Below are 25,233 nucleotides of genomic sequence, written 5' to 3'. Positions count from 1 at the left end.
CCCAGGCGGAGCGCGTCCTACCGGCCCGCCTGCATCCTCTCGCTCTTTCGCCCGTTCGGAACGGCGGGAGGATCAAGGCGCATGGAACAGACAGGCATCACACAGGCGCAGGACGGGTTGCGTTTCGGGCCGCTCGGCGGCCACTGCCTGCATCTCTGCGTGGACATGCAGAACCTCTTCTCGCAGGGCAGCCCCTGGGAGACGCCGTGGATGGAGCGCGTCCTGCCTGCCGTGGAGGCGCTGGCCGAGCGCCATGCGGAGCGGACGGTCTTCACCCGCTTCATCCCGCTGCGCTCGCCGCGCGAGGGGCGGGGGACCTGGCGGCGCTACTACGAGCGCTGGCCGGAGATGCGGCTGGATGCCCTGCCGCCCGAGGCCATCGACCTGCTGCCGCCACTCGCGCGCTTCGTCCCGCCCGCCGAGGTCCTGGACAAGACGGTGTACTCGCCCTGGAGCGGGACGGAGCTGGAGGAAAGGCTGCGTGCCCGTGGCGTGGACACGCTGGTGATCACCGGGGTCGAAACCGACGTCTGCGTCCTGGCCGCGGTGCTGGGCGCGGTGGATCGTGGCTACCGCGTGGTGCTGCCGACGGATGCGCTCTGCTCGTCCTCCGACCGGACGCATGACGCGCTGCTGGCGCTCTACCGGGAACGCTACGGACAGCAGGTGGAGACAGCCCGGATGGCGGATATCCTGTCCGCCTGGGATTGATGCCGAACCGCGAAAATTCCGGCTTTCTCGGTCCGGTTGCGGCAACGGATTGTTATGAATTCGCAATGTAAGCCTTTGCCATCCTTCCCTGGCAAAGGTCTCGCCGATGCGCCTCGTCCTTCCCTGCTGTCTGGCCCTGCTGCTGGCCGCCTGTGCCGGCCGCGCGCCGAATCCCGTGGCGCTCGTGCAGGACAAGGACAAGGCCATGGACTGCGCGGCCATTCGCGCCGAGATCACGGCCAACAACAGCCAGATCACGGAGCTGGGACGCGAGGATGGTGCGAAGGTCGGCCAGAACATCGCCATGGGCGTGGCCGGCGCCTTCATCCCCGTGCTGTGGTTCGGGATGGATTTCCAGAACGCAAGCGGCAAGGAAGGAAAGGCCCTGACCGACCGGAATGCCTATCTGGCGCAGGTCGCGGCGCAGCGCTGTGCCGGGATCGCGGAGGTGCCGATGGCCGGGACGCCCGCCGAAACATCCATGGTGGCGGCCAACCCATTCCGGTGATGGGAATTCGGCATCGGAATGTCGTGAGGAGCCAGCCTGGTGGGTGCGACAGGGATTGAACCTGTGACCCCTGCCGTGTGAAGGCAGTGCTCTCCCGCTGAGCTACGCACCCAGGCTGTGGGCGCTCAACTATCCTCCCTCGCCAGGGGTGTCAACGGGGGGAAGGCGTACGATATGCAAGGGCTCGCCACCGGAGGCTTCTGGATGCGGACAGGCCCCGTCTTCCCGCGCGCGCCCCGTCCCGGCAACGGCCCGCCCCCGGAAAAACCCGGGGGCGGGCCGTTGCCGGGGCGCCGGGCGCTTCTCCTGGCCGCCCTGATGCTTCTTCCCGCCCTGTCCGCCGCCCAGGCGCGGGCCGAGCCCGTCCGGGCCAGCTACGTGGTCCGCGCCGCCGGGCTGACCGTGATGGATGTCGAGGCTAGCTTCGACCCGGCCGATTCCACCGGTGGGTATGTCCTGGAACTCCGCACCCATATGCGTGGCGTGGCCGCGCTTTTTCGCAGCGGCACCATGACCACCCGGGCCAGCGGGGCCTGGGCCGACAGCCGGCCGCAACCCCGGCGCTATGTCGCCCAGGGTGTCTGGGGCGGGGAGCAGCGCAGCACGGTGCTGGACTACGTGGACGGGCAGCCGGTGTTGCGGCAACTGCTGCCGCCCCTGGATGCGGATGAGCGGGAGCCCGTGCCCGCCGAGGCCCGGCGCGGCACCATGGATAGCCTGAGCGCGGTGGCGGCACTGCTCCGCCAGGTGCGGGACAGCGGGCGGTGCGAGGCCCAGGCTGCCGTCTTCGACGGGCGGCGCCGCAGCGTGCTTTCCGCCCGCACCCTGGGCTGGGAGATGCTTTCGGGCGATTGGCCGGGCCGGGCGCTGCACTGCCATTTCAGCGGCCGCTTGACCCATGGCTTCAAGCTGGACGACGGCCCGGCCGAACGCCAGCGCCCACAGGAGGGCGATGCCTGGCTCGCCGAGGTCCATCCCGGCGGCCCGGTCCTGCCGGTGCGGCTGGAGGTCCCCAACCGCTGGTTCGGGCAGACCACGATCAGCCTCGTGCGGATCGGCGAGATGCCTTCCGCGGCCTCCCGCCGCTGATTCCAGGCCGCGGAGGCAGCCCGATCCGTCCTTGCGGCGGATCACGCTGCCGGGCGTCTCCGCCCCATGGAGGACAGCCCCTTGGCGGTCAGTCCCGGCCGCCGATCCGCGCCAGCAGAGCCGGCAGGTCGGCCGGGCTCGCGGCCACCGGGGCGCCATCGGCCATCTCCGGCAGGCCATAGCCCCAGGCCGCGAAGACCGGCGCCGCCCCGGCGCCGCGCGCGGAGCGGATGTCGTTGGCATGGTCGCCCACCATGACCACACCCGGTGGGGCGGACCCCTCCGCCGTCACGCCCATCAACCGCAGCGTGCCCAGCAGGTGGCCCGGATCGGGCTTGCGCACCGGGAAGCTGTCGCCGCCCGCCAGCGCATCGACCAGGGGCGCGAGGCCGAGATGCTCCAGGATCAGCCGCGCCGCCGCGACCGGCTTGTTGGTGCAGACCGCGAGCCGCCAGCCCTCCCGGCGCAGCTCGGCCAGCACCTCCGGCACGCCCGCGAAAGGCGCCGTCTGTTCGTTCGCATGCGCCTCGTAATCAGGTACGAACTTGGCCAGGGCCGCGGGGTCGAAGGCCTGGCCGCGTGCCTCCAGCGCCCGCCGCACCAGCACCGCCACGCCGTCGCCGATCATGCGGTGGACTTCCGGCATGGCGAAGCCGGGCAGGCCGCGCCGGGCCATCAGGCGGTTCAGCGCGTCGCGGATATCGGCCGCGCTGTCGATCAGCGTGCCGTCGAGGTCGAGAAGGCAGATGCGTTCCATGCGGCCGAGCCTAGCCGGGCAGGGAGGGCGCGTCTCGACGCCAGGACCCGCCGCTGCCATGCGCCCGCCGCCATGCGCCCGCCGGGTTCCGTGGCGCGGCGGAGCCTGGGCCGGAGGATCTTCCCCGCGGGCTGCCACAGGAGGTCCGTCACAGCCGGCAACAAGGTTTGAAAACCCCGGACGCCCCGGAACGTCCCCTGGCGCTGGACGGGACGGGGGGCGGGGGCTAGGTCCATGGGCCAAGATGCCCTCCGCCGCCATTCTTCTCGCCGCCGGTCTCGGGACGCGGATGCGTTCGAGCCTCCCCAAGGCCCTCCACCCGCTGGCGGGCCGACCCATGCTCAGCCACCTGATCGCCGCCTGCGAGGAAGCCTTCGACCATATCGTGGTGGTCATCGGGCCGGACATGCAGGCGGTGGCCGACCTCGCCGACCCCTATCCCTGCGTGGTGCAGGAGGAGCGCCTGGGCACTGCCCATGCGGCGCTGCAGGCCGCCACGGTGCTGGAGGGATTCGAGGGCGATGTCGCCGTCCTCTATGCCGACAACCCGCTGATCGCCGGCGAGACCATGCGCCGCCTGCAGGCGGCGCGGCGGGAGGGGGCGGACCTCGCCCTGCTGGCCATGCGCCCGGCCGATCCGGCGCGCTATGGCCGCGTGCTGCCGCATCCCGATGGCGGCATCGCCCGCATCGTCGAGTTCAAGGACGCCACCGAGGCGGAGCGTGCGGTCAACCTGTGCAATGCCGGGGTGGTCTGCGCCGCCGGCACGGACCTGTTCCCCTGGCTGCGCCGGGTTCGCAATGACAACGCCGCCGGGGAATACTACCTGACCGACCTCGTCGCCCTGTGCCGCGCCGATGGCCGCCGCGCCGTGGCGGTGGAGGGCAGCGAGGCCGAGTGCCGGGGCGTGAACAGCCGCGCCGAACTGGCCGGGGCCGAGGCCACGGTGCAGGGGCGCCTGCGCCTCGCCGCCATGGAGAACGGCGCCACGCTGATCCGGCCGGAAAGCGTGACGCTCTGCCACGACACGGTGCTGGGCCGCGACGTCACCGTGGGGCCGGACGTGGTCTTCGGTCCGGGCGTGCGCGTGGAGGACGAGGTCGAGATCCGCGCCTTCTCCCACCTGGAGGGCTGCACCCTGCGGCAGGGGGCGGTGATCGGCCCCTTCGCCCGTCTGCGCCCCGGCACGGTGGTGGAACGCCGCGCCCATGTCGGCAATTTCGTCGAGCTGAAGAACGCCGTGCTTGGCGAGGGCGCCAAGGCGAACCATCTCGCCTATCTGGGCGACGCCGCGATCGGGGCGGGCGCCAATATCGGGGCCGGCACCATCACCTGCAACTACGACGGCTTCGCCAAGCATCCCACCCGCATCGGGGCGGGCAGCTTCATCGGCTCCAACAGCACGCTGGTCGCGCCGCTCACCCTGGGGGACGGCGCCTTTGTCGCGGCCGGCAGCACGGTGACGGCGGATGTGGCGCCGGATGCCATGGTCTTCGGCCGGGCCCGGCAGGAAGAGAAACCCGGTCGCGCCGCGGAATTCCGCGCCGCCCGGTCGCGCGCCATGGGGCGCAGGGAGAAGCGCTAGGACATGTGCGGCATCGTCGGTGTGGTGGGGCAGCAGGACGCCGCCCCGCGCCTGCTGGAGGCGCTGCGGCGCCTGGAGTACCGTGGCTACGACAGCGCCGGCATCGCCACGCTGGTCAACGGCCATATCGACCGGCGCCGGGCCGAGGGCAAGCTGGTGAACCTCGCCCATGTGCTGGAGCGCGAGCCGCTGGAAGGGCGCACCGGCATCGGCCACACGCGCTGGGCCACGCATGGCGCGCCGACCGAGCGCAACGCGCATCCGCACGGCACGAAGCGTGTCTCCGTGGTGCACAACGGCATCATCGAGAACCATGCCGAGCTGCGCGCCGAGCTGGAGGCGCAGGGCGCCGAATTCGAGACGGAGACCGACACCGAGACCTTCGCCCGGCTGCTGGACCGCAACCTGGCGGAAGGGCAGGAGCCGGAGGAGGCCTTCTCCGGCGCGCTGAAGCGGGTGCGGGGCGCCTTCGCCCTGGCCGCCATCTTCGCCGGGCACCCGCACAAGCTGCTGGCCGCGCGGCAGGGCGCGCCGCTGGCCGTAGGCTATGGCGAGGGCGAGATGTTCGTCGGCTCCGATGCCCTGGCGCTGGCGCCGCTGACCCGCCGCATCGCCTATCTGGAGGAAGGCGACTGGGTCGCCGTCTCCGACCGGGACGCGCGGTTCTTCGATGTCCAGGACCGGCCGGCCGAGCGCGCGGTGAAGGTCACCGCCTTCTCCGGCGCCGCGGTGGGCAAGGGCAACTACCGCCACTTCATGGAGAAGGAGCTGCACGAGCACCCGGTGGTGATCGGCGACACGCTCCACCAGTATGTCGATCCCGGCTCCCGCGCCGTGGCGCTGCCCGTGCTGCCCTTCGACCCGGTGCGCCTGCCGCGCCTCTGGCTCTCCGGCTGCGGTTCCGCCTTCCTGGCGGCGCAGGTCGGGCGCTACTGGATCGAATCCCTGGCGCGGCTGGCGGTGGATTCCGACGTGGCGAGCGAACTGCGCTACCGCGATCCGCCGGTGCCGGAAGGCGGCGCGGCGCTCTTCGTCTCGCAGTCCGGCGAAACGGCGGACACGCTCGCCGCCATGCGCCTGCTGCGTGGACAGGGGCAGTCTGCCCTCGCCGTGGTCAACGTGCCCGAAAGCAGCATGTCGCGCGACGCCGATGCCACGTTGCTGACCGTGGCTGGGCCGGAGATCGGCGTCGCCTCGACCAAGGCCTTCACCGCGCAGCTCTCGGTGCTGGCCTGCATGGCCATCGGCTTCGCCCGGGCGCGCGGCACGCTCTCCGCCGAGGAGGAGACGCGGCTGACCGCGGCGCTTCTGGAAGTGCCGGAACACGCCGCGCGGCTGCTGGAGGATTCCAGCGAAATCGAGGCCGTGGCCGCCGAGGTGGCAAAGGCGCGGGACGTGCTCTACCTGGCGCGCGGCTCGCTCTTCCCCATCGCCATGGAAGGGGCGCTGAAGCTCAAGGAGCTCTCCTACATCCATGCCGAGGGCTATGCGGCGGGCGAGATGAAGCACGGGCCGATCGCGCTGATCGATCCCGCCGTGCCGGTGATCGCCCTCTGCCCCGGTGGACCGCTCTTCGAGAAGACGGCCTCCAACCTCCAGGAGGCGGCGGCGCGCGGCGGGCGGATCATCGCCTTCACCGATGCGGAAGGGGCGCCGGTGCTGCGCCGCTTCGCCGAGCGCGTGGTCGTGCTGCCGACGGTCGATCCCTTCGTGGCACCGATCCTGCACGCGATCCCGGTGCAGATGCTGGCCTATCACGTCGCCGTGCTGAAGGGCACCGACGTGGACCAGCCGCGCAACCTCGCCAAGGCGGTGACGGTGGAGTAGGCCGGACCGGCCCCCCGCCCGCCCGCAGGGCGGGGGCGAGACGAAAAAGAAAAGGCTCACCCGACGTGACACGCCAGCAGGTTCCCCCTCCCGCCGCCAAGGGCCTGCTGAGCCGGCTGCCGGTGCCCGCCTCCTGGGTGATCCTCCTGCTCCTCTCGGTGCTGCTTTCCGCCGCGCTGATGACCACCGGCCTGCCGGCCTCCCTGCTGCTCGGCCCCATGGTGGCGGCGATCCTGGTGGCGGTGGGCGGCGCCTCGCTGCGCATGCCGAAATTCGCCTTCACCGGCGTGCAGGGCGTCGTCGGCGCGCTGGTGGCGGTCTCCATCACCGCCGGGATCATCCAGACCTTCCTGTCCGACTGGCCGCTCTTCCTGGGCGTGGTGCTGTCCACCCTGGCGGCGAGCAGCGTGCTGGGCTTCCTGATGAGCCGCTGGGGCGTGCTGCCGGGTACCACCGCGGTCTGGGGTTCCACCCCCGGCGCCGCCTCGGCCATGGTGCTGATGGCCCAGGCCTTCGGCGCCGATGCCCGGCTGGTGGCCTTCATGCAGTACCTGCGGGTGGCCTTCGTGGCGATCGCGGCCTCGCTCATCGCGCGGATCTGGGTGGACACCTCCGGGGCGCCGGTGCAGGCCGTCGCCTGGTTCCCGCCGCTCGATCCCTTCTCCTTCCTCGGCACGCTGCTGCTGGCCTTCGGCGGCGGCTTCCTGGGGCAGTGGTCGCGCATCCCGGCCGGGCCGCTTCTGGTGCCGATGCTGGCCGGGGCGGCGCTGCATGCCACCGGCCTGCTGGACATCCAGCTTCCCGAATGGCTCCTGGCCATCAGCTACACGGTGCTGGGCTGGCGCATCGGCCTCAGCTTCACCCGCAGCGTGCTGATGCATGCACTGCGCGCCATGCCGCGCATCGCCGTCTCGATCCTGCTGCTGATGGGCTTCTGCGGCGGGCTGGCGGCGATGCTGACGCATCTGGTGGGCATCGACCCGCTGACCGCCTACCTCGCCACCAGCCCGGGCGGCATCGATTCCGTGGCGGTCATCGCCGCCTCCAGCCAGGTGGACCTGTCCTTCGTCATGGCCCTCCAGGCGGTCCGGCTGGTGATCGTGATCCTGCTCGGCCCCGTCATCGCCCGGCTGGTCGCACGCCATGGCGGGATGCGGGACGTGCCGGTGGTCTGACGCGCGGCTTCCTGGAGGCGCCGGGGCGAAGGGCGTAGAAGCCTCGCCATGCCGAAAGCCGATGCGCCGCGTTTCGACGAAGCCTTCCGGGCGGATCTGCGGGCCCTGTTCCGCTGGCGGCGTGACGTGCGCCATTTCCGCCGCGACCCCCTGCCGGAGGGGCTGCTGGAGCGCCTGCTGGAACTGGCGAACCTCGCCCCCTCGGTGGGGCTGAGCCAGCCCTGGCGCTTCGTGCTGGTGGAGGACCCGGCACGGCGCGCCGCGATCCGGGCGGATTTCGCCCGCTGCAACGCCGCGGCCCTGGCCGGGCAGGCGGAGGAGCGGGCCGGGCTCTATGCGGGGCTGAAGCTCGCCGGGCTGGAAGAGGCGCCCTGCCACCTCGCCCTCTTCGCGGAGGGCGACCCGACGCAGGGCCATGGGCTCGGCCGGGAAACCATGCCGGAGACCGTGGCCTATTCCGCCGTGATGGCGCTGCACACGCTCTGGCTGGCGGCGCGGGCCGAGGGGGTGGGCCTGGGCTGGGTCTCCATCCTCGATCCGGCGGCGGTGCGGCGGGTGCTGGATGTGCCGGGGGACTGGCTGTTCATCGGCTATCTCTGCCTCGGCTGGCCGGAAGCGGAGGAAGCCTCGCCGGAGCTGGAGCGGCTGGGCTGGGAGAAGCGCCGGCCCATCGCGGAGCGGCTGCTGCGGCGCTGATCACGGCATCGAATCGTTGACAGCGAGGGCGGGCCACAACGCAATGTGGGGCATGCGCCGCCCACCTTCCTCGATGTCGATGCGACGTCGGCCCTGCATCCAGGGCGTGGGCGCTGCGCTGTTTCTAGTGCGAGGTCGGCCGAAGGGGCGTTAGCGTCCTTCACGACCCGCCGACCCGGACTTCCTGCCCACCACCGGTCGGCGGGATGTTTCATGCCTTCCGCTGGCCTGGCTTCCAGCGGAGATACCCTGTGACCAGCGAGATTCCGACCCTGCGTAGCGCCGTCGTGACGGATGCCGGGGCGATCCGCGCCCTGTCTCGCGCGGCCTATGCCCGATGGGTCCCACTCATCGGGCGCGAGCCCTGGCCGATGACGGCGGATTACGCCGAAGCTCTGCGCAAGGGGCATCGGATCGGCCTGCTGCACCAGGGTGATGTGCTGGCCGGGCTGGTGGAGATGATCCTGGAGCCGGACCACCTGATGATCGAGAATGTCGCGGTGCTGCCGGCGCATCAGGGCCAGGGGCTGGGCCGCTTCCTGGTCGCCCATGCCGAGGCGGTGGCCCGTGCGGAGGGGTATGGGCAGGTCCGGCTCTACACCAACCAGCGCTTTGCGGAGAACATCCACCTCTACCGGCGCCTGGGCTATGAGGTGGAGAGGGAAGAGACCTGGACGGGCGGGGTGATCGTCCACATGCGCAAGCCACTCGAGGGCTGAGGCGAAGGGGATGCCGCCCGGACGGCATCCCCGGCCGTGGTGGCTACAGGGCCGCCTCGGCCACCTTGATCTCCCGCACCCCGTGGCGCCGGATCACGCTCATGACCAGGAAGGTCATCAGCGCGCCCACCACCAGGCAGGCCGCAAGGAAGAGCATCGGCGTCGTGTTGCTGCCCGTGCTGTCGCGGATCCAGGGGATCGCGTTCTGGGCGATGAAGCCGCCGAGATTGCCGACCGAGTTGATCGCCGCGAGCCCCGCCGCCGCCGAGGCGCCGGTCAGGAAGGCCGAGGGGATGGCCCAGAGCACCGGCTGCGGCGCGAAGATCCCGACCGCCGCGCCGCAGAGGAAGACGAAGCGCAGCGTGTTGTCCGGCACATAGACGCTGAGCACGAGGCAGGCGGCGCCGAACAAAGCGGGGATGACGATGAAGGCGGTGGGGCTCTTCCCGGCGGCGAACTTGGGCCAGGCATAGAGGCCGAGCGCCACCAGCAGCCAGGGGATCACGTTGATCCAGCCATTGGCGGTGTTGCTGACGCCGAAGCCCTTCACGATAGTCGGCAGCCAGTAACTGAGCCCATAGGCGCCGAGCGGGAAGGCGACGTAGTAGAGCGACATCAGCAACACCCGCCGGTCCCCCAGCACGGCGAGGGGGTTCTTGTGCTCGGTCTTGCGCATGCGCTGCGTCTCGTCCGAGAGGCGGCGCGCCAGCCAGTCCTTCTCCTCCTGCGACAGGATGCGGGATTCCTGCGGCCCGCGGTCGAGGTAGAAGAGCGTCGCGATGCCCATCACGATGGCGGGCACGCCCGTGACCAGGAAGACCCACTGCCAGCCCTGGTGGCCGCCAAGCCCGTCGAGGTCGAGCAGCATGCCGCCGATCGGCGCGCCGATGGCGTTGGCGAAGGCGCTGAAGACCATGAAGGAGCCGACCATGCGCCCGCGGTATTCATGCGGGTACCACAGCGTCAGGAGGTAGAGCACGCCGGGGAAGAAGCCGGCCTCGCAGACGCCCAGCAGGAAGCGCAGGATGTAGAACATCGTGGTGCCCTGCGTATAGGCGAGGGCGATGGTGACGGCGCCCCAGGTGACCATGATGCGCGCGAACCAGCGCGGCGCGCCGAACTTCTCCAGGAAGATGTTGCTCGGCACCTCGAAGAGGAAATAGCCGATGAAGAAGAGGGAGGCGCCGAGGCCATAGGCGTATTCCGACAGGCCGAGCGCGCCGACCATCTGCAGCTTGGCATAGCTGACGTTCTGCCGGTCGATATAGGCGATCAGGTAGATGATCCCCAGAAAGGGGATCAGGCGCCGGGTGATCTTGGAGATCACCTGTTTCTCATGGACCACGATGCTTCCTCGATCTTGGTTCGCACCCCGCTTCCCTTGCCGGATGCCGGCTTCGCGCATGCAAGGGGACCTCGCCTCGCCCGGAACAGAGACGGATTCAGGAGTGCCGTACGAGGATAAGCCAATGCGGGAACCAGATCATGTTACCGATCCGCAACATGGCGGGCGGTGACGGATCCAGGCCGCGCCGGCCATACGGGGAGCCTCCCGCCCGGCCCAGCGGAGGCCCGGGGCGCTCGGCCGGAGCCGCTACCGGCGCATGGGAAGCTCTTCCAGCCGGGTCTGGACGGTGCGGCCGCCTTCCCAGGAATTGGCGCCCTCGGCGACCTCTGGCATGGGGATGCCCTCCCGCTTGCGCCGCCGCTCGTCCGTGGAAATCCCCAGGCGGCGGTCCCGCGCCTCGACCATCTCCGGATGCGCCTGACCGTCGCCGGTGAAGCCCATCATCAGTTGCGGGATGCCATAGGGGAAATCGTCCCGGTCGTACTGCCAGTTGTGGAAGGTCTTGCCGTAGGTCGAGACGAGATCCTTGAAATAGGCCCGCTCGGCCAGTTCCGGGATGCCGGGCGCCACCAGCAGGCCCGACTTCACCTCGTAGTGGTGGCTGTGCCAGAGGCGCTTCTCCTCCTCCGGCAGGCTGCGGAAGCGCTCCTCGCTGATGATGTACTCGATGCCGATCAGCCGCGCATCCGGCCGGTTGGAATCGAAGATCACGCACTGGTGCAGGTCGTGCCGCAGATGGATGCAGAAATGCGTCGCCTCCACCTGCCGGCCCATGTCGTCCCCATACATGTGGAAGCCGTTCAGGTAGGTGCTCATCGCCTCCAGCGGATACTTCGTCTGCATGGCGCCGGCGGCGAGGTCCAGGGCGCGGTGCTTCAGCGGATGGCCCTTGCCGGTGCGCGCCGTGGCCAGCACCTTGCGGCCCAGCAGCAGGCCCGCCGCGGCGGTGACGCCGGCAGCGACGCCGAGACCGATGGCGGAAAGCGGGCTGCGGCCGCCGCAATGCGCGCAGGACCTGTCGTGGAACCATGCCATGGCCTTGCCTCCTCTGCGCAGGAGGAACGCGGCGAGGCCCGGAAGGTCACGGGCATCCCCCGAAGGCCGCCTGCCCCGGGGGCAGGCGGCCTCAGCGCTGGGTCCGGGGGCAGAAGAAAGTGCTGCGCCCGGCCTGCACGATGCGGGCGATGCCGGGACACTTCGGCGGGCCGGGGCAGGCGGGGCAGGCGCCACCCTCCCGGTCATAGACATGGAAGCGCTCCTGGAAGAAGCCGACCTCCCCATCCGCCCGCACATAGTCGCGCAGCGAGGAGCCGCCGGCCTCGATGGATTCCTTCAGCACCGCCTTGATCGCCGGCACCAGCCGCGCGGCACGGGCGCCGGGCACCGTGCCGGCCAGGCGGCGGGGGGAGATCCCGGCGCGGTAGAGCGCCTCCGACACGTAGATGTTGCCGAGCCCGGCCACGATGCGCTGGTCCAGCAGCGCGGCCTTGATCGGCGTCGCCTTGCCGGCCAGGGCACGGGACAGGATGGCGGGGGTGAAGGCGTCGTCCAGCGGCTCCGGCCCCAGCCCGGCCAGAAGGCGGTGCGAATCCTCCGCCGCGGTGGGAACGAGGTCCACCATCCCGAAGCGCCGCGGGTCGCAGAAGCCGACCCGCCAGCCATCCTCCGTCTCCATCACCAGGTGCTCATGCCGCTCCGGCGCCGCGCCGCGCGTGTCGGAGGCCGCGCCCTGCGGCCCCAGGGAAGGGACCGGCGGCGACTCCTCCAGCCGCGCCACCATGCGGCCGGACATGCCGAGATGGACCAGCATCGAATCGCCGGTGGACAGGCGCATCAGCATGTATTTCGCGCGGCGGCGGAATCCCTCCACCCGCGCCCCGGTCAGGCGTATCGCCAGGTCGGGCGGGAAGGGCCAGCGCAGCCCGGCGCGGCGGGTCTCGGCATGGGCGATGGTGCGGCCGGTGAGCACGGCGGACAGGCCCCGCATCACGGTCTCGACCTCGGGCAGTTCGGGCATCTTCTCTCCGATGGAGGGCGGGGGGATCACGCCCCCGGTGGGGGCATGGAAAGCCGCCGCGGGGCGGATATCCCGGCGCGGCGTTCCGCTCTAGATAGGGTGCCATGTCCGACCAGACCGATTTCGGCTTCCGCCAGGTTCCGCGCAACGAGAAGGCTAGCCTGGTGCGTGGGGTCTTCGACAGCGTCGCCCCCCGCTACGACGTCATGAACGACCTGATGTCGCTCGGCATCCACCGGCTGTGGAAGCGCGCCTTCGTGGCCGCCATCGCCGCCTCGCCGCGCGAGACCCTGCTCGACCTCGCCGCCGGCACGGGCGACGTGGCCTTCCTGGCGAAGGAGCGCGGGGCGGGGCGGGTGATCCTGTCGGACATCAACGCCAGCATGCTGAGCGTCGGACAGGGCAGGGCGCTGTCGCGCGGACTGGCCGAGGGGCTGAGCTTCGTCTGTTCCGATGCCGAGCGGATTCCGCTGCCGGACCGCAGCGTGGAGAAGGTCTCCATGGCCTTCGGCCTGCGCAACTGCACGGACAAGGATGCCGTGATCCGGGAGGCGCGACGGGTGCTGCGGCCGGGCGGGCGATTCCATGTGCTGGAATTCTCCCGCCTGCGGATCGACGCGCTGGCGAAGCTCTACGATGCCTGGAGCTTCAAGGCCCTGCCGGCGATCGGCGCCAAGGTGGCCAACGACGCCGAGAGCTACCAGTACCTCGCCGAAAGCATCCGCCAGTTCCCGGACCAGGAAAGGCTGGAGGAGATGTTCCGCGCCGCCGGCCTGGAGCGTGTGTCGCACCGCGACCTCTCGGGCGGGATCGTGGCGATCCACACCGGCTGGCGCCTCTGACCCGGGCCTGACCTGCCACTCCCGCCCGGCCTGCTGCGCCGCAGCGCCGGGCAGGGATGCTCTCCCGGCGGGGCTGGACCTATCCGCTTCGGTGCCGCTCCGGCCTATCTGGTCCGGGGCCGACCGAGCCTGACGCCCCGGCGTGGCCGCCTGCCGCGCCCTCGTCGCCCGCTGCCCGGCGGGGAAGGCTCCTGACCGAAGCAGCAGCGGAAGAGGTGATGCATGGCGGAAAGCGCGGCGCAGTTGCGCGAGCACGACGGCGGCCCGTCCTCCGGGCTGATCCTGCTCCTGGCCATCTCCTGCGGCATGGCGGTGGCGAACATCTACTACGCCCAGCCGCTGATCGGGCTGATCGCCCCCTCCATCGGCCTCGGCCCGGCGGTGGCGGGGCTGGTGGTGACCCTGACCCAGCTCGGCTACTGCGCCGGGCTGATCCTGCTGGTGCCGCTGGGCGACCTCGTGGAGAACCGCCGGCTGGTGGCGCTGACCCTGGCCGGCTCCACCCTGGCGCTGCTGGCCGCCGGGCTCGCTACCTCGGCGCCGGTCTTCCTGCTGGCCTCGCTGCTGGTCGGCATCGCCTCGGTGGCGGTGCAGATGCTGGTGCCGCTGGCCGCGCACATGACGCCGGAGGCCCGGCGCGGGCAGGTGGTGGGCAAGGTGATGAGCGGGCTGCTGCTCGGCATCCTGCTCGCCCGCCCGGCGGCCAGCCTGATCGCCGACCATTTCGGCTGGCGGTCGGTCTTCATCCTTTCCGCCGTGCTGATGGCGGGCCTCACGGTGATCCTGTCCCGCCGCCTGCCGGAGCGCCGCCCGCATCCGCAGGCGGGCTATGGCGCGCTGCTGCGCTCGCTCTGGCCGGTGCTGCGCGACACGCCGATCCTGCGCCGCCGCGCCGCCTACCAGACGGCGCAGTTCTGCAATTTCAGCCTGTTCTGGACGGCGGTGCCGCTGCACCTGATGGAATCGCCCTTCCACCTGTCGCAGACCGGCATCGCGCTTTTCGCCCTGGCCGGGGCGGCGGGCGCGCTGGTCGCCCCTCTGGCGGGCTGGCTGGCCGACCGGGGGCTGACCCGGCCCAGCACGGGCCTGGCCTTCGCCTTCGCTCTCTGCGCCTTCGTGATCGCCTGGCTGGGGCGGGATTCGCTGGCGGCGCTGGTGGTCGCGGCGGTCGTGCTGGATGCCGGGGTGCAGATGACGCAGATCCAGGGACAACGCGCCATCTACACGCTGCGGGCGGAGATCCGCTCGCGCCTCAACGGGCTCTACATGGCGATCTTCTTCCTGGGAGGAGCCGTGGGTTCCACCATGGCCAGCCTGCTCTTCACCCAGGGCGGCTGGACCGGCGTGGCCTGGTTCGGCGGGGCCGTCGCCCTGGCCGGCATGGCCTATTACCTCACGGAGCTGACCGGGCGGCAGGCGGCGCTGGCCGGCCGCTGACGGCGGCAGGCCTCCGCCTCAGCGCGTGCCGGTGGAGCCGAATCCGCCGGTGCCGCGCCGGGTCTCCGGCAGCGCCTCGACCTCCGCCCATTCGGCATGGGTCACGGGGGCCAGCACCGCCTGGGCGATGCGCATGCCGCGCTCCACGGTGAAGCTCTCCTGCCCGGCATTCATCAGGATGACCGAGAGCTCGCCGCGATAATCCTCGTCCACCGTGCCGGGCGTGTTGGGCATGGTGATGCCGTGCTTCAGCGCCAAACCGGAGCGGGGGCGCACCTGCAGCTCGTGCCCCGCCGGCAGGGCGACGCAGAGCCCGGTCGGCACCAGCACCCGCCCGCCCGGGGGGATGGTCAGCGGTGCCGTCACCGCCGCCAGCAGGTCCATCCCCGCGGCGCCCGGCGTGGCATAGGCGGGCAGGGGCAGGCCCTCGGCATGGGACAGGCGGGTGACCTGGATGGTGGCGCGGCTCATGCCAGCGCCTCCGCGATCCGGGCGGCGAGGCGGCGCGCCACCTCCTCCTTCGGCAGGCGCGGCCAGTCCTCGATGCCGTCCCGCGTCACCAGATGCACCCTGTTCTCCGCGCCGCCCATCACATCTCCCGAGACATCGTTGGCCACGATCCAGTCGCAGCCCTTGCGCGCCAGCTTGGCCTGGGCGTTCGCCAGCAGGTCGTCCGTTTCCGCCGCGAAGCCCACCACGAGGCCGGGGCGCCGCGCATGGTGCGAGAGCGTGGCCAGGATGTCCGGGTTGGGCACCAGGCGCAGCTCCGGCGGGGCCGCGCCCTCGCGCTTCTTGATCTTGCCGTTGCTGGCCTCGGCCACGCGCCAGTCCGCCACCGCCGCGGCGCAGACTGCCGCATCCACCGGCAGGGCGGCCTCGCAGGCGGCCAGCATCTCGCGCGCGCTTTCCACATGCGCGGCCACGGTGCCCGCCGGGTCCGGCAGCGCGACCGGGCCGGTGACCAGCGTCACCCGGGCGCCCAGCGCCACCAGCGCCGCGGCGATGGCATGGCCCTGCCGCCCGGAGGAACGGTTGGCGAGGTAGCGCACCGGGTCGATCGGCTCATGCGTCGGGCCGCTCGTCACCAGGACGTGGCGCCCCACCAGCGGCCGCGCGGCCGAGGCGGCGGCGGCATTCTCCGCCGGGCGCGCGGCGCGCAGCGCGGGCACGTCGCCCAGGGCGGGCGTGGCGCTGCCCAAGGGAGCGGCGGCCGGGGCAGCCGGGACATCCGCGTCCTCCGCCGCCGGGTTGCCGGGCGGCGCCATGCCCCCCGCGTCCTCGCCGGCGGCGATGGCGGCGTCGAGCGCGGCCTCCAGCCCCGGATCGGCCGGGCCGGGGAGGGTCTCCTCCAGCACCGCCCCGATCGCGGCCAGGATGGCGGGCGGCTCGCTGAGGCGGCCCGGGCCGGATTCGGCCTCGGCCATCGGGCCATCCTCCGGTCCCACCACATGCACGCCGCGATTCGCCAGGATGGCCATGTTCGCCACCGTCGCCGGATGCGCCCACATGGCCCAGTTCATCGCCGGGGCGACCAGCACCGGCGCGGTGGTGGCCAGCAGCGCGGCCCCGGCGAGGTCGTCCGCCATTCCGGCGGCCATGCGCGCCAGCCGGTCGGCCGAGGCGGGGGCGACCACCACGATGTCGTGCCCGCGCGCCAGGGCGATATGGCCGAGCCCTTCCGCCTCCTCCTCCAGCGACCAGAGGTCCTGCGCCAGGGGGCGGTTGGTGATGGCCTGCAGCGCGTGCGGGGTGACGAAGCGCGCCCCCCCTTCCGTGAGCAGCCCGGTCACCGAGGCGCCGGCCTTGCCGAGCAGGCGGGCGAGCTCCAACGCCTTGAAGGCGGCCACGGAGCCCGAGACGATCAGCAGGACGCGCTTGCCGTTCAGCATGGCGGCAGGTGTAGCCGCCATGCCGCAGGCGGGCCAGGGGCCGGCGCGGGCGTTGGCCGGCCCCTGGTCGCGCGAAGGCGGGGTTGTTATGCCGGTGATGCTCTTCGCGCTTGCACTTCCCAGGACGAGACACCCCGCCGATGGCGCCGCACAGGACCGGTCTTCCCACCCCGAACCCCCGCAGGGGCGGCGCGCGGTGACCCGCGCCACCCGCAGCCGCCCGCCGCTTTCCGTCGAGGAGCCGCTCCCCGCGAAGCGCCGGGCGAAGGCCCCCGCGGCCCGCCGCCGCGCCGCGGGCGAGTCGCCGGCCGAAGCCCCGCCGGAACCCGCTCCCGAACTCGTCGCGGAACCCGTCCCCGTGCCTCGCCGCGCCGCGCCCGCCCGTGCCCCGCGCCAGAGGCGGGAGGCCGAGGCGATCGCCGTGACCTACTCCACCGATCCGGGCCATGCGACCGGCGCGGTGAACCTGATGCTGCGGCTGGAGGGGCTGGCGCTGGCCACGGTCGGGCTGGTCGGGCAGATCTGGCTCGGCACCGGCTGGTGGGCCTTCGTCCTGGCCGCCATCGCGCCGGACCTGTCGATCCTGGCCTATCTCGGTGGGCGGCGGCTGGGCTCCATCCTCTACAACCTCGTGCATGTGACGCCGGGGCCGCTGGTCCTGGGCGCGCTGGCCGTCAGCACCGGCGACCGGCTGCTGGGCAGCTTCGCCCTGGCCTGGCTGCTGCATATCGGCATCGACCGCGCCCTGGGACACGGGCTGAAATACGCCTCCGGCTTCCACGACACGCATCTGGGCCGCATCGGCCGCGCGCCGATCTGAAACCCGGCGGCCGGAGCGGGAAGGCCCCCCCTGCGGAAGCGCCGCCGCCGTGCCATATGGCGGGCATGTCGCTCGACTTCTCCGAAGCGGAACTCCACCGCTATTCCCGTCACATCCTGCTGGCCGAGGTGGGCGCCACGGGGCAGGCGAAACTGCGCGCGGCGCGGGTGCTGGTGGTGGGGGCGGGCGGGCTCGGCTCGCCGCTGGCGCTCTACCTCGCCGCCGCCGGGGTCGGCACGATCGGGATCGTGGACCATGACACGCTGGAGCTGAGCAACCTCCAGCGCCAGGTGGCGCATGACACGGACCGGCTGGGGCAGGGCAAGGCGGAAAGCGCCGCCGGGACCATCCGCCGGCTGAACCCGGAGGTTCGCGTCGAGGTCCATGCGCGGCGCATGGATGCCGCGGCGGCGGAGGCGCTGATCCCGCGCTACGACCTGGTTTGCGACGGCACCGACAATTTCGAGACCCGCTTCCTGCTGGGCGATGCCTGCCACCTGCTGGGCCGCACGCTGGTCTCGGCGGCGGTGCTGCGCTTCGAGGGGCAGCTTTCCACCTACAAGTCGCATCTCGGCGCGCCGCATCCCTGCCACCGCTGCCTGCACCCGGAACCGCCACCGCCCGGCCTGGTGCCGACCTGCTCCGAGGCCGGGGTGCTGGGGGCGGTGACCGGGGTGATGGGCACGCTCCAGGCAACGGAGGTGCTGAAGGAGATCCTGGGCATCGGCGCCGGCCTGTCCGGCCGCCTGCTGCTCTGGGACTCGCTGGAGGCGCGCTTCCGCGACATCCGCCTGCGCCGCGATCCAGGCTGCGCGCTCTGTGGCGAGAATGCCACGATCCATGACCTTTCCGCCCATGCGACGGAAGCCACGACCCCCGTCTGCGGGGTGGCGTGAGCATGGGGACGGGCGGGGTGCCGCTGGGGGTGCTGCTCGCCTCCGGGGGACATGAGAAGGGGCATTACGCCCTGGTGGCGGCGACCGGGGCAGCGGCGCTAGGGCGGCGGGTGACGCTTTTCGCCACCAATGGCGGCTGCCGGCTGCTGCTGCGCGAAAGCCCCCTGCTGGCCGACATGCGCGAGGCGCTGATGGCGGAACGCGGCGTGGCCACGGCGGCGGAGCTGCTGGAGGCGGCGCTGGAACTGCCGGTCCGGCTGCTCGCCTGCGAGGCCGGGCTGCGTGCCGAGGGCTTGCCGGCATCGGCCTTGCACCCGCAGGTGGAGGTGGCGGGCTTCGCCACCTTTCTCGAATCGGTCGGGGCGGGGCAAATCCTGACTTTCTGAATGATGGGCCGGACGGGTTGACCGACCCCCCCGTTCGCGGCCCTCAATAGGCCTGCCGATGCGACGTACCTTCACGCTGCCGACCTTCCTGCTCCTGGCTTTCTCCGGATCGCTCGGGACCCCCGCCGCCGTGCTGGCCCAGACCGGGGGACAGACCGGGGGGCAGGCCGCCCCGCCGCACACGCTGCAACTGCCGCCGCGTGCCCAAGGGAGTACCCAAGGGGGCTCCGGCACGGCGTCCCGCCCTTCCACCGTCAGGCCGCAGGGGGAGGCCCGGGGCAATGCCGCCCGCCGGGAGCCCCCGACCGCCGGCAAGCCCGATGCCCGCGCCACCAAGCGCCCGGGCGCCGCCGCCAAGGGAGCGGCCGGTGCCGCCGCCGGCGCCGCTGCCGGGGCGGCGGGCGCCGCCGCGGGCGCGGGCGTCCTGAAGCCGCCCGCGCCGGCCCCCGCCCCGCCGTCCGAGCCGGAGCCCGCCGTGGGCTCCGTGACCGGCCTGCCGCTGCCGCGCTTCGCGCCGCTCCGCTCGGACGAGGTGAACATGCGTGCCGGTCCGGGCACGCGCTTCCCCATCGAATGGACCTATCAGCGCCGGGACCTGCCGGTGGAGATCGTCCGCGAGTTCGACCAGTGGCGCCGCATCCGCGACCAGGACGGCACCGAGGGCTGGGTGCACCATTCCAACCTGGGCCTCGGGCGCCGGACCTTCACCGTGCGGGGCGAGATGCACACGATGCGCCGCCGCCCGGAGGAGGATGCCGGCGCGGTGGCGCGGCTGCAGCCGGGGGTGATCGGCCGCATCCGCGCCTGCGCCCAGGGAAGTGCCTGGTGCGAGGTCCAGGTGGGCGAGTACCGTGGCTGGCTGAAGCGGGCCGAGATGTTCGGCGTGACGGCGGACGAGGTGATCGGCGGATGACGCAGGCCGCGGCAACCGGGAACGCGCCCGGCACGGAACGAGACCCGCGCGCCGCGCCGCACGATCTCGGCGCGCATCCGCGCTTCCTCTGCACGCCGGTCGAGCCGCAGGACGATGCCCCACCCGACGCCTTCGGCCGCCGGGTGGACGCGCTGCGCCAGATCCTCGCCGCGCGCGGGCTGATGACGGTGGACGAGCTGCGCCGTTCGATCGAGGCCATCCCCGAGGCCGAGTACCATGCGCTGACCTATTACGAGCGCTGGCTGCGGGCCATGGCCGCGCTGATGGCCGAGAAGGGGATCGTCGTCCCGGAACTGCTGGACGGGATCGGGGGCGAGGCGTGAACGGAGCCACCCCGCCGGGGACCGTGCTGGTGCCCGGCACCCGCGTGCGCGTGCGCTTCGACTGGCCTGAATCGCGGGGCCCCGCCCATGTCCGCACGCCGCATTACCTGCGGGGGCGGGAAGGGGTCGTGCTGGCCCATCTCGGGGATTTCCCGGACCCCTCGGAACTGGCCTTCGGCCGCCCGGCGCCGCTGCGCGCGCTGTACCATGTGGCCTTTGCCCAGCCGGTGCTTTTCGGGGCGGTGCCGGAGGAGGATTCGACCCTGGTCGAGCTCTACGGCCACTGGCTGGAGCCGCTGGGCCAGGAAGGGAGGATGTCCTGATGGCCGCACCGCCGCGCGCCGCCTATGTCGCCCTGCTGGACCGCTTCCTGGCGGCGCTGGAGGCGAAGGGCATCACCAATGCCGCCGAGCTCGATGCCCAGCAGGCGCGGACGGACCGCGCCTCGCCCGCCATCGGGGCCGCCATGGTGGCGCGGGCCTGGACCGACCCCGCCTATCGCGCGCTGATGCTGCGCGACGGCAGCGCCGCCGCCGAGGCCATGGGCGTGAGCATGGCCGGCCTGCCGCCGCTGGGCGTGCTGGAGGATACCGAGGCGCGGCGCCACCTCGTCGTCTGCACCCTCTGCTCCTGCTATCCCCGTGCCGTGCTCGGCTATCCGCCCGGCTGGTTCAAGTCCGCTGCCTATCGCGCGCGGGCGGTGCGCGACCCGCGCGGCGTCCTGGCCGAATGGGGCACGGTCCTGCCGGGCGGCGTGTCGGTGCGGGTTGTGGACAGCACGGCGGACTACCGCTGGATGGTCCTGCCGCTGCGCCCCGCCGGCACCGAGGGCTGGGATGCGGAGCGGCTGGCGGCGCTGGTGGATGTGGAGGCGATGATGGGTCTGCGTCCGGTGGTGGTGCCCGCGGCAGCCTGAAATTTCCCATTATGGGAATTCAATAAAACTCCACCAAAGGTTGCATATTGGGGGTGCGGTACGCGCGGCGCTGCCTTATCCTGCACCGCAATGAGACGCTTCCAACCGCAAGCCGAATGCAATCGCCTGCTGCATTTCCTGCGGCAGCGGATGATCCGGGACGTCACCCTGGACGGGGTCGTGCGTCCCTCCCTGACCCCGTCGCTGGCCTTGGTGTCAGGACCGGTGCCGCCCGCCGGCGGCACCCCGCGCCCGCCCGCGCAGTCCCCGCCGGCCGCCGCCGGATCCGTCTGGACCGTGGACCATGCGCGGGTGCTGGAAGCGCTGGCGCATCCGGCGCTGCGGGCGGCGGCGCCGGAGCTCGCCCGGGGGCTGCGGGACACGGTCCTGGCGTTGGGGGAGGACGGGATGGCGTCGCGGCGCCGGCTGCCGCCCATGCTGGAGATCCGCAGCGACGATCCGCGCGCCTTCGAGGTGGTGACGGGCACCTCCCGCTTCACCGGGGATCTGTCGCGCGGGCTGGTGATCGAATCCCTCTGCGACAGCGACGCGCCCGATGCCGAGGCGGCGCGGCATACGGGCAACCTGGTGGAGTTCCGGCTCGGCCGGCGCGCCCATTGCCTGGATGTCGAGGACAGCATCGCCGACTGCGGCCTTCGGCGCACCGAGGATGGCGTGGTGCTGTTCCACGAGAGCCGGCTCGCCGTGCCGGGCGGCCCGGGGCTGCGCGGGCTGCTGCGGCGTGGCCAGCCACGCCCGGTGGGGACGCTGCGCTACGAATACGCGCTGCGCGCCGGGGAGCCGGTGTTGCGGCTGACGGTGACGCTGCGGGCAGAGAGTGGCCTCCAGCTCCGCGCCGTGCGCGTGACCACGGCCTGGGACGAGCTGAGCCTGAGCCCGATGCGGCGCGGCGTGATCGGCGGCCGGGACGGGGCGCTGTCGCGGCACGCCCTGCCCGCAACCGGCGGGGCCTCTCTGCGCCTGCATGCCGGCCCGCTGGACCATCTGGCCGTGACGGGCCACGGCGGTGCCGCGGGTGCGGGTGGCGCCCATGCCCTCCATGCCCGGCCGCGGGCGCCCGGCACGGTGGCGAGCGTCACCGCGCATACCGACGGCGCGGGGCGGCTGCACTGGCTGCTGGTCCGCCACGGGATCGCCTCCCTCGCGGGCGGCGAAAGCTTCGTGGTGCGGGAGGACCGGCTGCAATTGACCGGAACGGCGGAGGGGGTGGCGCAGGCGGCGCGGGCCATGGCACCGGGTGCGGCCCTGGCCGGCCGCGACCCGTCGCCGCCCGAGGAGCCCGCCGCGGCGCTGCTGGCCGTCGCGGCCACGCTGCTCCTGGCACCGCCGGAGACCGGGGTCGAGGAAAGGGAGGCGCTGCTCTCCTGGTGCCACGCGCATCTCGCTCCCCTGCTGGAACAGGCGCCCGGCCTGCCGACGCGGTCCCTTTGCGACCTCGTCCTGGCGCTGGATTCCCTGGCACGCCTGCCGGGCGGGGAAGCGCGGCGGGACCTGCTGCGGGAGCCTGTGCGGGCACTGCTGGCGCGCCAGGCGGAAGGGGAGGAAGGCATCTTCGCCGAGGGGGCCGGACAGGAGGGCGAGGCGCTTTCCATGGCCAGCCACGCGGCCGGGCTGCTCGCCCTGGCGCGCCTGGCCCTGCTGGACCCTTCCTGGCCCGGACTGGGTGATGCGCTGGCGCGCGGCGTGGCGGCCTTGCGGCTGGGGGCCATGGACCTGCCCGGCCGCGCCACGCCGCTGGAGACCATCCTGATCCGCCGCCGTTGCAGCGACGGGCCCTGGCAGCGCAGCGGCGTGGTGTCCGCCGAGGAATGTGGGCTGCTGCTGCGCGCGCTGGCCGCGCTCAGCCTCGTCGCGGAGGAAGGGCGGCTGGAACTTTCCGAGGCGCTGCGGGAACGGGCCGGGGTGATGATCGGCCAAGCGCAGCGCGTGCTGCGCGGCTTGCTCTGGGACCACGGGCCGGACGGGCTGGAGGCGAGGGTCTCGGCGCTCGGCAACTCCAGGGCCGGCCTGGGCCATGGGCGCTCCCAGGCGGCCCTCCTGCTGGCGCTGCTGCCGCCAGAGCCGGAGATCGCCCTGCGCCAGCCGGAGCGTGCCGCGGCAAGGGCGTCCGGCCCGGAACGGGCCGAGGCCACCCCGGTGGCCTCGGGCTACTGCTGAGCCGCCGGACCGGGCGAGGGGCCTAGCCCCCGACCCGGGCGAGCAGCACGGCGAGGTCCGCCTGCCGGGCGCAGCCCGTCTTGCGGCGGATCGCGGTGAGCTGGGAGCGCAGGCTGCCCGGCAGGACCCCGCGCATCTGGGCGATGGCGGCGACGCTCTTGCCCTCCGCCATGGCCGCCGCGAGGGCGGCCTCGGCGGCGGAAAGGCCGAAGAGCCGGCGCAGCAGCCCCTGGGAGGGCGCCTGCCGCCGGCTCGTGTCGAGCACCAGCAACAGGACCCTGGTGAAGCGGCGCGGCAGGCTGGCGAAGCCGCATTCCCCGTCCTCCTGCCGGAGCGGCAGGGCCTGGACCAGCCAGGGCGGCGCGCCGGAGGGGCGGGGGATGGCGAAGCTCCCCGCATCGGGCAACAGGCGGACCTTGCCGCTGGCCGCCGCCTGGGCGGCGTTCACCGCGCCGGTCACGGCATGGCGCGCGGCCGCCCCGGCGCAGAAGATCCCCTGGCGGTCGAGGACGAAGCCATCCTCCCGCGCCGCCATGGCCTGGAGCGCCGCATTGGCCAGAACGAGGCGCCCTTCGGTGGAAAGCACGGCCACGCCCTGGGTCAGCGCGTCCAGCCCCGCCGCCGTGGCGAGTGGCCATTCCGCCGCGTTGAGCCGGGCCTGGGCCACGAGGACCCGCTGGATGTGCGGATAGAGGAAGCCGAGGATCTTCTCCTCGCGCGTGTCGAAGGGCTCCTGCCGCATGGGGCGGTGCAGGGCCAGGGCGGCCGACACGTCGCCGGCCGTGTGCACATGGGCGCCCAGCGCGTGGAACGGCGTGTCCGGGCCGCGCAGGAAATCGTTCCAGAAGGCCGTGCGGGCGAAGATCTGCGGTGAGACGAGGCGCGTCATGTTCAGCACGCCGGGGCCATGCCGCAGCGCCGCCTGCCACCACGGGTCCTGATGCACCCAGTGACGGCCGTATTCCACCATCCGCGCGGGATCGAGATTGGCATAGGTGACGGCATGGCCGCGCAGGACGTGCTGTCCGTCGTACTCCGTCACCAGCGCGGCATAGGAAGCGGCGCCCAGGCGCTTCGCGATGCGTTCCAGCACCTGCGGCAGCCCGGTCCCGTCCAGCAACGCGGCATAGAGGTCGAGCGCCAGGGTTTCCGGGGAAGGGTCTTCGCTGCCGTGGCTGATTGCGAGCAAGGCTGCCTCCCGGGCCCGATCAAATTAACGGGGAGATTGCAAGTTTTTGAGCCCCTTGCGATCACCCGAACGGGTGATACGGTAAAGAAAGAGTTAACGGAAACACGCAGAGCGAGTGGGTTGGCCCCCGCACTGCCCGCCCCGGCCTTTTCCGCCGCTGCGGCGGATGGCCAAGGGAGCAGCCTGCCGAGGGCCGCCCGGGCCTCAGCTCCCCGGCTTGTGGACGCGCAGCGGGCCGAAGCTCTGGGAGACCGGCATGACCTGCAGCATGTTCACGTTGACCCGCGCCGGACGCGTCGCGACCCAGTGGACGGCATCGGCGATGTCGTCCGGCGTCAGCGCGTCGGCGCCCTCGTAGACGGCGCCGGCCTTCGCGTCGTCGCCATGGAAGCGGACATTGCTGAACTCCGTGCCGCCCACCAGGCCCGGCTGGATATCCGTCACCCGCACCGGCGTGCCGTAGAGGTCGGCCCGCAGGTTCAGACTGAACTGGCGCACGAAGGCCTTGGTGGCGCCATAGACGTTGCCGCCGGGATAGGGCCACTCGCCGGCGGTGGAGCCCAGGTTGATGACATGGCCGCACTTGCGCTCGATCATGCCCGGCAGCACGGCGCGGGTCAGGTACATCAGTCCCTTCACGTTGGTGTCCACCATCGTATCCCAGTCGTCCAGGTCGGCCTTCTGGGCGGGATCAAGGCCGAGGGCGAGGCCGGCATTGTTCACCAGCACATCGACGGCGGCCCATTCCGCCGGCAGCCCCTCGACGGCCTTCATCACCGCCGCGCGGTCGCGGACATCCAGCACCAGGGGAAGGACCTTGTCGGCGCCCAGCTCGGCCTTCAGCGCCTCCAGCCGCTCCGCCCGGCGGGCGGCGGCGACGATGCGTGCCCCATCGGCGGCGAAGCGCCGGGCGATGGCGGTGCCGAAGCCGGCGGTGGCGCCGGTGACGAGAACGATCATGGCAGCGGACTCCCGAAAGGGTCTTGGAGAG

Annotated in this window: 26 protein-coding genes and 1 tRNA gene; 18 read left to right on the top strand and 9 right to left on the bottom strand. The window is 72.4% G+C overall.

Annotation, left to right across the window (positions count from 1 at the left end):
- Window positions 1-81: 81 nt before the first annotated feature.
- Together BT98_RS0108855 and BT98_RS26065 are read left to right on the top strand one after the other, a co-directional pair.
- Window positions 82-711, top strand: a complete 630-nt coding sequence (locus BT98_RS0108855) for a cysteine hydrolase family protein (RefSeq protein ID WP_019463312.1) — start codon at window positions 82-84, stop codon at window positions 709-711.
- Window positions 712-817: 106 nt separating this feature from the next.
- A complete protein-coding gene (locus BT98_RS26065; RefSeq protein WP_019463313.1) occupies window positions 818-1,219 on the top strand; it encodes a hypothetical protein in 402 nt (133 codons plus the stop codon).
- 37 nt (window positions 1,220-1,256) lie between these two features.
- Here the strand turns inward: BT98_RS26065 and BT98_RS0108845 are convergent.
- Window positions 1,257-1,331 (bottom strand) — tRNA-Val (locus tag BT98_RS0108845).
- Between the two features lie 206 nt (window positions 1,332-1,537).
- Between BT98_RS0108845 and BT98_RS0108840 the strand changes: the two genes are divergently transcribed.
- Complete coding sequence (locus tag BT98_RS0108840; RefSeq protein WP_051004764.1) at window positions 1,538-2,308, top strand: DUF3108 domain-containing protein; 771 nt, start codon at window positions 1,538-1,540, stop codon at window positions 2,306-2,308.
- Window positions 2,309-2,396: 88 nt separating this feature from the next.
- Here BT98_RS0108840 and BT98_RS0108835 read toward each other — a convergent pair whose 3' ends face one another.
- A complete protein-coding gene (locus BT98_RS0108835) occupies window positions 2,397-3,065 on the bottom strand; it encodes an HAD family hydrolase (RefSeq protein WP_019460487.1) in 669 nt (222 codons plus the stop codon).
- A gap of 244 nt (window positions 3,066-3,309) precedes the next feature.
- On the opposite strand from BT98_RS0108835, the gene glmU reads away from it, so the two are divergent.
- From glmU to BT98_RS0108810, 5 genes are all read left to right on the top strand, one after another.
- Window positions 3,310-4,650, top strand: a complete 1,341-nt coding sequence (gene glmU, locus BT98_RS0108830; RefSeq protein ID WP_027297197.1) for a bifunctional UDP-N-acetylglucosamine diphosphorylase/glucosamine-1-phosphate N-acetyltransferase GlmU — start codon at window positions 3,310-3,312, stop codon at window positions 4,648-4,650.
- A 3-nt stretch (window positions 4,651-4,653) separates the two neighbouring features.
- On the top strand, window positions 4,654-6,477 hold the full coding sequence (gene glmS, locus BT98_RS0108825) for a glutamine--fructose-6-phosphate transaminase (isomerizing) (protein ID WP_019460489.1): 1,824 nt from the start codon (window positions 4,654-4,656) through the stop codon (window positions 6,475-6,477).
- A 65-nt stretch (window positions 6,478-6,542) separates the two neighbouring features.
- A complete protein-coding gene (locus tag BT98_RS0108820) occupies window positions 6,543-7,652 on the top strand; it encodes an AbrB family transcriptional regulator (RefSeq protein ID WP_019460490.1) in 1,110 nt (369 codons plus the stop codon).
- 48 nt (window positions 7,653-7,700) lie between these two features.
- Window positions 7,701-8,348: a 5,6-dimethylbenzimidazole synthase gene (gene bluB, locus BT98_RS0108815; protein ID WP_019460491.1), complete on the top strand. Its 648-nt coding sequence runs from the start codon at window positions 7,701-7,703 to the stop codon at window positions 8,346-8,348.
- 251 nt (window positions 8,349-8,599) lie between these two features.
- Window positions 8,600-9,067: a GNAT family N-acetyltransferase gene (locus BT98_RS0108810; RefSeq protein WP_019460492.1), complete on the top strand. Its 468-nt coding sequence runs from the start codon at window positions 8,600-8,602 to the stop codon at window positions 9,065-9,067.
- A 43-nt stretch (window positions 9,068-9,110) separates the two neighbouring features.
- Here the strand turns inward: BT98_RS0108810 and BT98_RS0108805 are convergent, their stop codons facing one another.
- From BT98_RS0108805 to mutM, 3 genes are all read right to left on the bottom strand, one after another.
- Window positions 9,111-10,412: an MFS transporter gene (locus BT98_RS0108805; RefSeq protein ID WP_019460493.1), complete on the bottom strand. Its 1,302-nt coding sequence runs from the start codon at window positions 10,410-10,412 to the stop codon at window positions 9,111-9,113.
- A 249-nt stretch (window positions 10,413-10,661) separates the two neighbouring features.
- Window positions 10,662-11,450: an OBAP family protein gene (locus BT98_RS0108800; protein WP_019460494.1), complete on the bottom strand. Its 789-nt coding sequence runs from the start codon at window positions 11,448-11,450 to the stop codon at window positions 10,662-10,664.
- Between the two features lie 91 nt (window positions 11,451-11,541).
- Window positions 11,542-12,432 (bottom strand): bifunctional DNA-formamidopyrimidine glycosylase/DNA-(apurinic or apyrimidinic site) lyase, encoded by an 891-nt coding sequence (gene mutM, locus BT98_RS0108795; RefSeq protein WP_019460495.1) that lies wholly within the window; start codon window positions 12,430-12,432, stop codon window positions 11,542-11,544.
- Window positions 12,433-12,536: 104 nt separating this feature from the next.
- Between mutM and BT98_RS0108790 the strand changes: the two genes are divergently transcribed.
- Both BT98_RS0108790 and BT98_RS0108785 read left to right on the top strand, forming a co-directional pair.
- Window positions 12,537-13,274, top strand: a complete 738-nt coding sequence (locus BT98_RS0108790) for a class I SAM-dependent methyltransferase (RefSeq protein ID WP_019460496.1) — start codon at window positions 12,537-12,539, stop codon at window positions 13,272-13,274.
- A 222-nt stretch (window positions 13,275-13,496) separates the two neighbouring features.
- A complete protein-coding gene (locus BT98_RS0108785) occupies window positions 13,497-14,711 on the top strand; it encodes an MFS transporter (protein ID WP_019460497.1) in 1,215 nt (404 codons plus the stop codon).
- A gap of 18 nt (window positions 14,712-14,729) precedes the next feature.
- Here BT98_RS0108785 and dut read toward each other — a convergent pair whose 3' ends face one another.
- Together dut and BT98_RS0108775 are read right to left on the bottom strand one after the other, a co-directional pair.
- A complete protein-coding gene (dut, locus tag BT98_RS0108780) occupies window positions 14,730-15,182 on the bottom strand; it encodes a dUTP diphosphatase (protein WP_019460498.1) in 453 nt (150 codons plus the stop codon).
- Window positions 15,179-16,621, bottom strand: coding sequence for a bifunctional phosphopantothenoylcysteine decarboxylase/phosphopantothenate synthase (locus tag BT98_RS0108775; protein WP_026033083.1), 1,443 nt, complete (start codon window positions 16,619-16,621; stop codon window positions 15,179-15,181). Before BT98_RS0108775 ends, dut begins: the two co-directional genes overlap by 4 nt.
- 175 nt (window positions 16,622-16,796) lie before the next feature.
- On the opposite strand from BT98_RS0108775, the gene BT98_RS27775 reads away from it, so the two are divergent.
- The 8 genes from BT98_RS27775 to BT98_RS0108735 all read left to right on the top strand — a co-directional run bounded on the left by BT98_RS27775 (window position 16,797) and on the right by BT98_RS0108735 (window position 23,053).
- The gene (locus BT98_RS27775) at window positions 16,797-17,420 is read left to right on the top strand and encodes a DUF4260 domain-containing protein (protein ID WP_019460500.1); all 624 of its coding nucleotides are present in this window, start codon (window positions 16,797-16,799) and stop codon (window positions 17,418-17,420) included.
- 56 nt (window positions 17,421-17,476) lie between these two features.
- The gene (locus tag BT98_RS0108765; protein ID WP_019460501.1) at window positions 17,477-18,316 is read left to right on the top strand and encodes a HesA/MoeB/ThiF family protein; all 840 of its coding nucleotides are present in this window, start codon (window positions 17,477-17,479) and stop codon (window positions 18,314-18,316) included.
- A 2-nt stretch (window positions 18,317-18,318) separates the two neighbouring features.
- Window positions 18,319-18,702: a DsrE/DsrF/DrsH-like family protein gene (locus tag BT98_RS0108760; RefSeq protein ID WP_019460502.1), complete on the top strand. Its 384-nt coding sequence runs from the start codon at window positions 18,319-18,321 to the stop codon at window positions 18,700-18,702.
- A 58-nt stretch (window positions 18,703-18,760) separates the two neighbouring features.
- Entirely contained in the window at window positions 18,761-19,615 is an 855-nt protein-coding gene (locus BT98_RS26550; protein WP_019460503.1) for an SH3 domain-containing protein, read from the top strand.
- Window positions 19,612-19,959 carry an SH3-like domain-containing protein gene (locus tag BT98_RS28410; protein ID WP_019460504.1) on the top strand — a complete coding sequence of 116 codons (348 nt, stop codon included), beginning with the start codon at window positions 19,612-19,614 and terminating at the stop codon, window positions 19,957-19,959. Before BT98_RS26550 ends, BT98_RS28410 begins: the two co-directional genes overlap by 4 nt.
- Window positions 19,956-20,282: an SH3-like domain-containing protein gene (locus tag BT98_RS28405; RefSeq protein ID WP_019460505.1), complete on the top strand. Its 327-nt coding sequence runs from the start codon at window positions 19,956-19,958 to the stop codon at window positions 20,280-20,282. The genes BT98_RS28410 and BT98_RS28405 overlap by 4 nt, the downstream gene beginning before the upstream one ends.
- Window positions 20,282-20,875, top strand: coding sequence for a nitrile hydratase subunit alpha (locus BT98_RS0108740; protein WP_019460506.1), 594 nt, complete (start codon window positions 20,282-20,284; stop codon window positions 20,873-20,875). Before BT98_RS28405 ends, BT98_RS0108740 begins: the two co-directional genes overlap by 1 nt.
- A 90-nt stretch (window positions 20,876-20,965) precedes the next feature.
- Window positions 20,966-23,053 (top strand): hypothetical protein, encoded by a 2,088-nt coding sequence (locus BT98_RS0108735; RefSeq protein WP_019460507.1) that lies wholly within the window; start codon window positions 20,966-20,968, stop codon window positions 23,051-23,053.
- A gap of 22 nt (window positions 23,054-23,075) precedes the next feature.
- Here BT98_RS0108735 and BT98_RS0108730 read toward each other — a convergent pair whose 3' ends face one another.
- Together BT98_RS0108730 and ydfG are read right to left on the bottom strand one after the other, a co-directional pair.
- Window positions 23,076-24,242 (bottom strand): helix-turn-helix transcriptional regulator, encoded by a 1,167-nt coding sequence (locus tag BT98_RS0108730; RefSeq protein ID WP_027297196.1) that lies wholly within the window; start codon window positions 24,240-24,242, stop codon window positions 23,076-23,078.
- 204 nt (window positions 24,243-24,446) lie between these two features.
- Window positions 24,447-25,202 (bottom strand): bifunctional NADP-dependent 3-hydroxy acid dehydrogenase/3-hydroxypropionate dehydrogenase YdfG, encoded by a 756-nt coding sequence (gene ydfG / locus BT98_RS0108725; protein ID WP_019460509.1) that lies wholly within the window; start codon window positions 25,200-25,202, stop codon window positions 24,447-24,449.
- Window positions 25,203-25,233 lie beyond the last annotated feature (31 nt).

It is taken from the genome of Roseomonas mucosa ATCC BAA-692, assembly GCF_000622225.1.
Taxonomy (GTDB): domain Bacteria; phylum Pseudomonadota; class Alphaproteobacteria; order Acetobacterales; family Acetobacteraceae; genus Roseomonas; species Roseomonas mucosa.
Note: the sequence above shows the minus strand (reverse complement) of the source record. Positions and strands in the feature narration are given on the sequence as shown.

What these genes read in the sequence shown, in the direction of transcription:
- glmS (WP_019460489.1), top strand. Translation starts at nt 4,654, where the DNA reads ATGTGCGGCATCGTCGGTGTGGTGGGGCAGCAGGACGCCGCCCCGCGC.
- bluB (WP_019460491.1), top strand. Translation starts at nt 7,701, where the DNA reads ATGCCGAAAGCCGATGCGCCGCGTTTCGACGAAGCCTTCCGGGCGGAT.
- dut (WP_019460498.1), bottom strand. Translation starts at nt 15,182, where the DNA reads ATGAGCCGCGCCACCATCCAGGTCACCCGCCTGTCCCATGCCGAGGGC.
- mutM (WP_019460495.1), bottom strand. Translation starts at nt 12,432, where the DNA reads ATGCCCGAACTGCCCGAGGTCGAGACCGTGATGCGGGGCCTGTCCGCC.
- BT98_RS0108800 (WP_019460494.1), bottom strand. Translation starts at nt 11,450, where the DNA reads ATGGCATGGTTCCACGACAGGTCCTGCGCGCATTGCGGCGGCCGCAGC.
- BT98_RS28410 (WP_019460504.1), top strand. Translation starts at nt 19,612, where the DNA reads ATGACGCAGGCCGCGGCAACCGGGAACGCGCCCGGCACGGAACGAGAC.
- ydfG (WP_019460509.1), bottom strand. Translation starts at nt 25,202, where the DNA reads ATGATCGTTCTCGTCACCGGCGCCACCGCCGGCTTCGGCACCGCCATC.
- BT98_RS0108760 (WP_019460502.1), top strand. Translation starts at nt 18,319, where the DNA reads ATGGGGACGGGCGGGGTGCCGCTGGGGGTGCTGCTCGCCTCCGGGGGA.
- BT98_RS0108775 (WP_026033083.1), bottom strand. Translation starts at nt 16,621, where the DNA reads ATGGCGGCTACACCTGCCGCCATGCTGAACGGCAAGCGCGTCCTGCTG.
- BT98_RS0108765 (WP_019460501.1), top strand. Translation starts at nt 17,477, where the DNA reads ATGGCGGGCATGTCGCTCGACTTCTCCGAAGCGGAACTCCACCGCTAT.
- BT98_RS26065 (WP_019463313.1), top strand. Translation starts at nt 818, where the DNA reads ATGCGCCTCGTCCTTCCCTGCTGTCTGGCCCTGCTGCTGGCCGCCTGT.
- BT98_RS26550 (WP_019460503.1), top strand. Translation starts at nt 18,761, where the DNA reads ATGCGACGTACCTTCACGCTGCCGACCTTCCTGCTCCTGGCTTTCTCC.
- BT98_RS0108840 (WP_051004764.1), top strand. Translation starts at nt 1,538, where the DNA reads ATGCTTCTTCCCGCCCTGTCCGCCGCCCAGGCGCGGGCCGAGCCCGTC.
- BT98_RS0108855 (WP_019463312.1), top strand. Translation starts at nt 82, where the DNA reads ATGGAACAGACAGGCATCACACAGGCGCAGGACGGGTTGCGTTTCGGG.
- BT98_RS0108740 (WP_019460506.1), top strand. Translation starts at nt 20,282, where the DNA reads ATGGCCGCACCGCCGCGCGCCGCCTATGTCGCCCTGCTGGACCGCTTC.
- BT98_RS0108735 (WP_019460507.1), top strand. Translation starts at nt 20,966, where the DNA reads ATGAGACGCTTCCAACCGCAAGCCGAATGCAATCGCCTGCTGCATTTC.
- BT98_RS0108790 (WP_019460496.1), top strand. Translation starts at nt 12,537, where the DNA reads ATGTCCGACCAGACCGATTTCGGCTTCCGCCAGGTTCCGCGCAACGAG.
- glmU (WP_027297197.1), top strand. Translation starts at nt 3,310, where the DNA reads ATGCCCTCCGCCGCCATTCTTCTCGCCGCCGGTCTCGGGACGCGGATG.
- BT98_RS0108835 (WP_019460487.1), bottom strand. Translation starts at nt 3,065, where the DNA reads ATGGAACGCATCTGCCTTCTCGACCTCGACGGCACGCTGATCGACAGC.
- BT98_RS0108785 (WP_019460497.1), top strand. Translation starts at nt 13,497, where the DNA reads ATGGCGGAAAGCGCGGCGCAGTTGCGCGAGCACGACGGCGGCCCGTCC.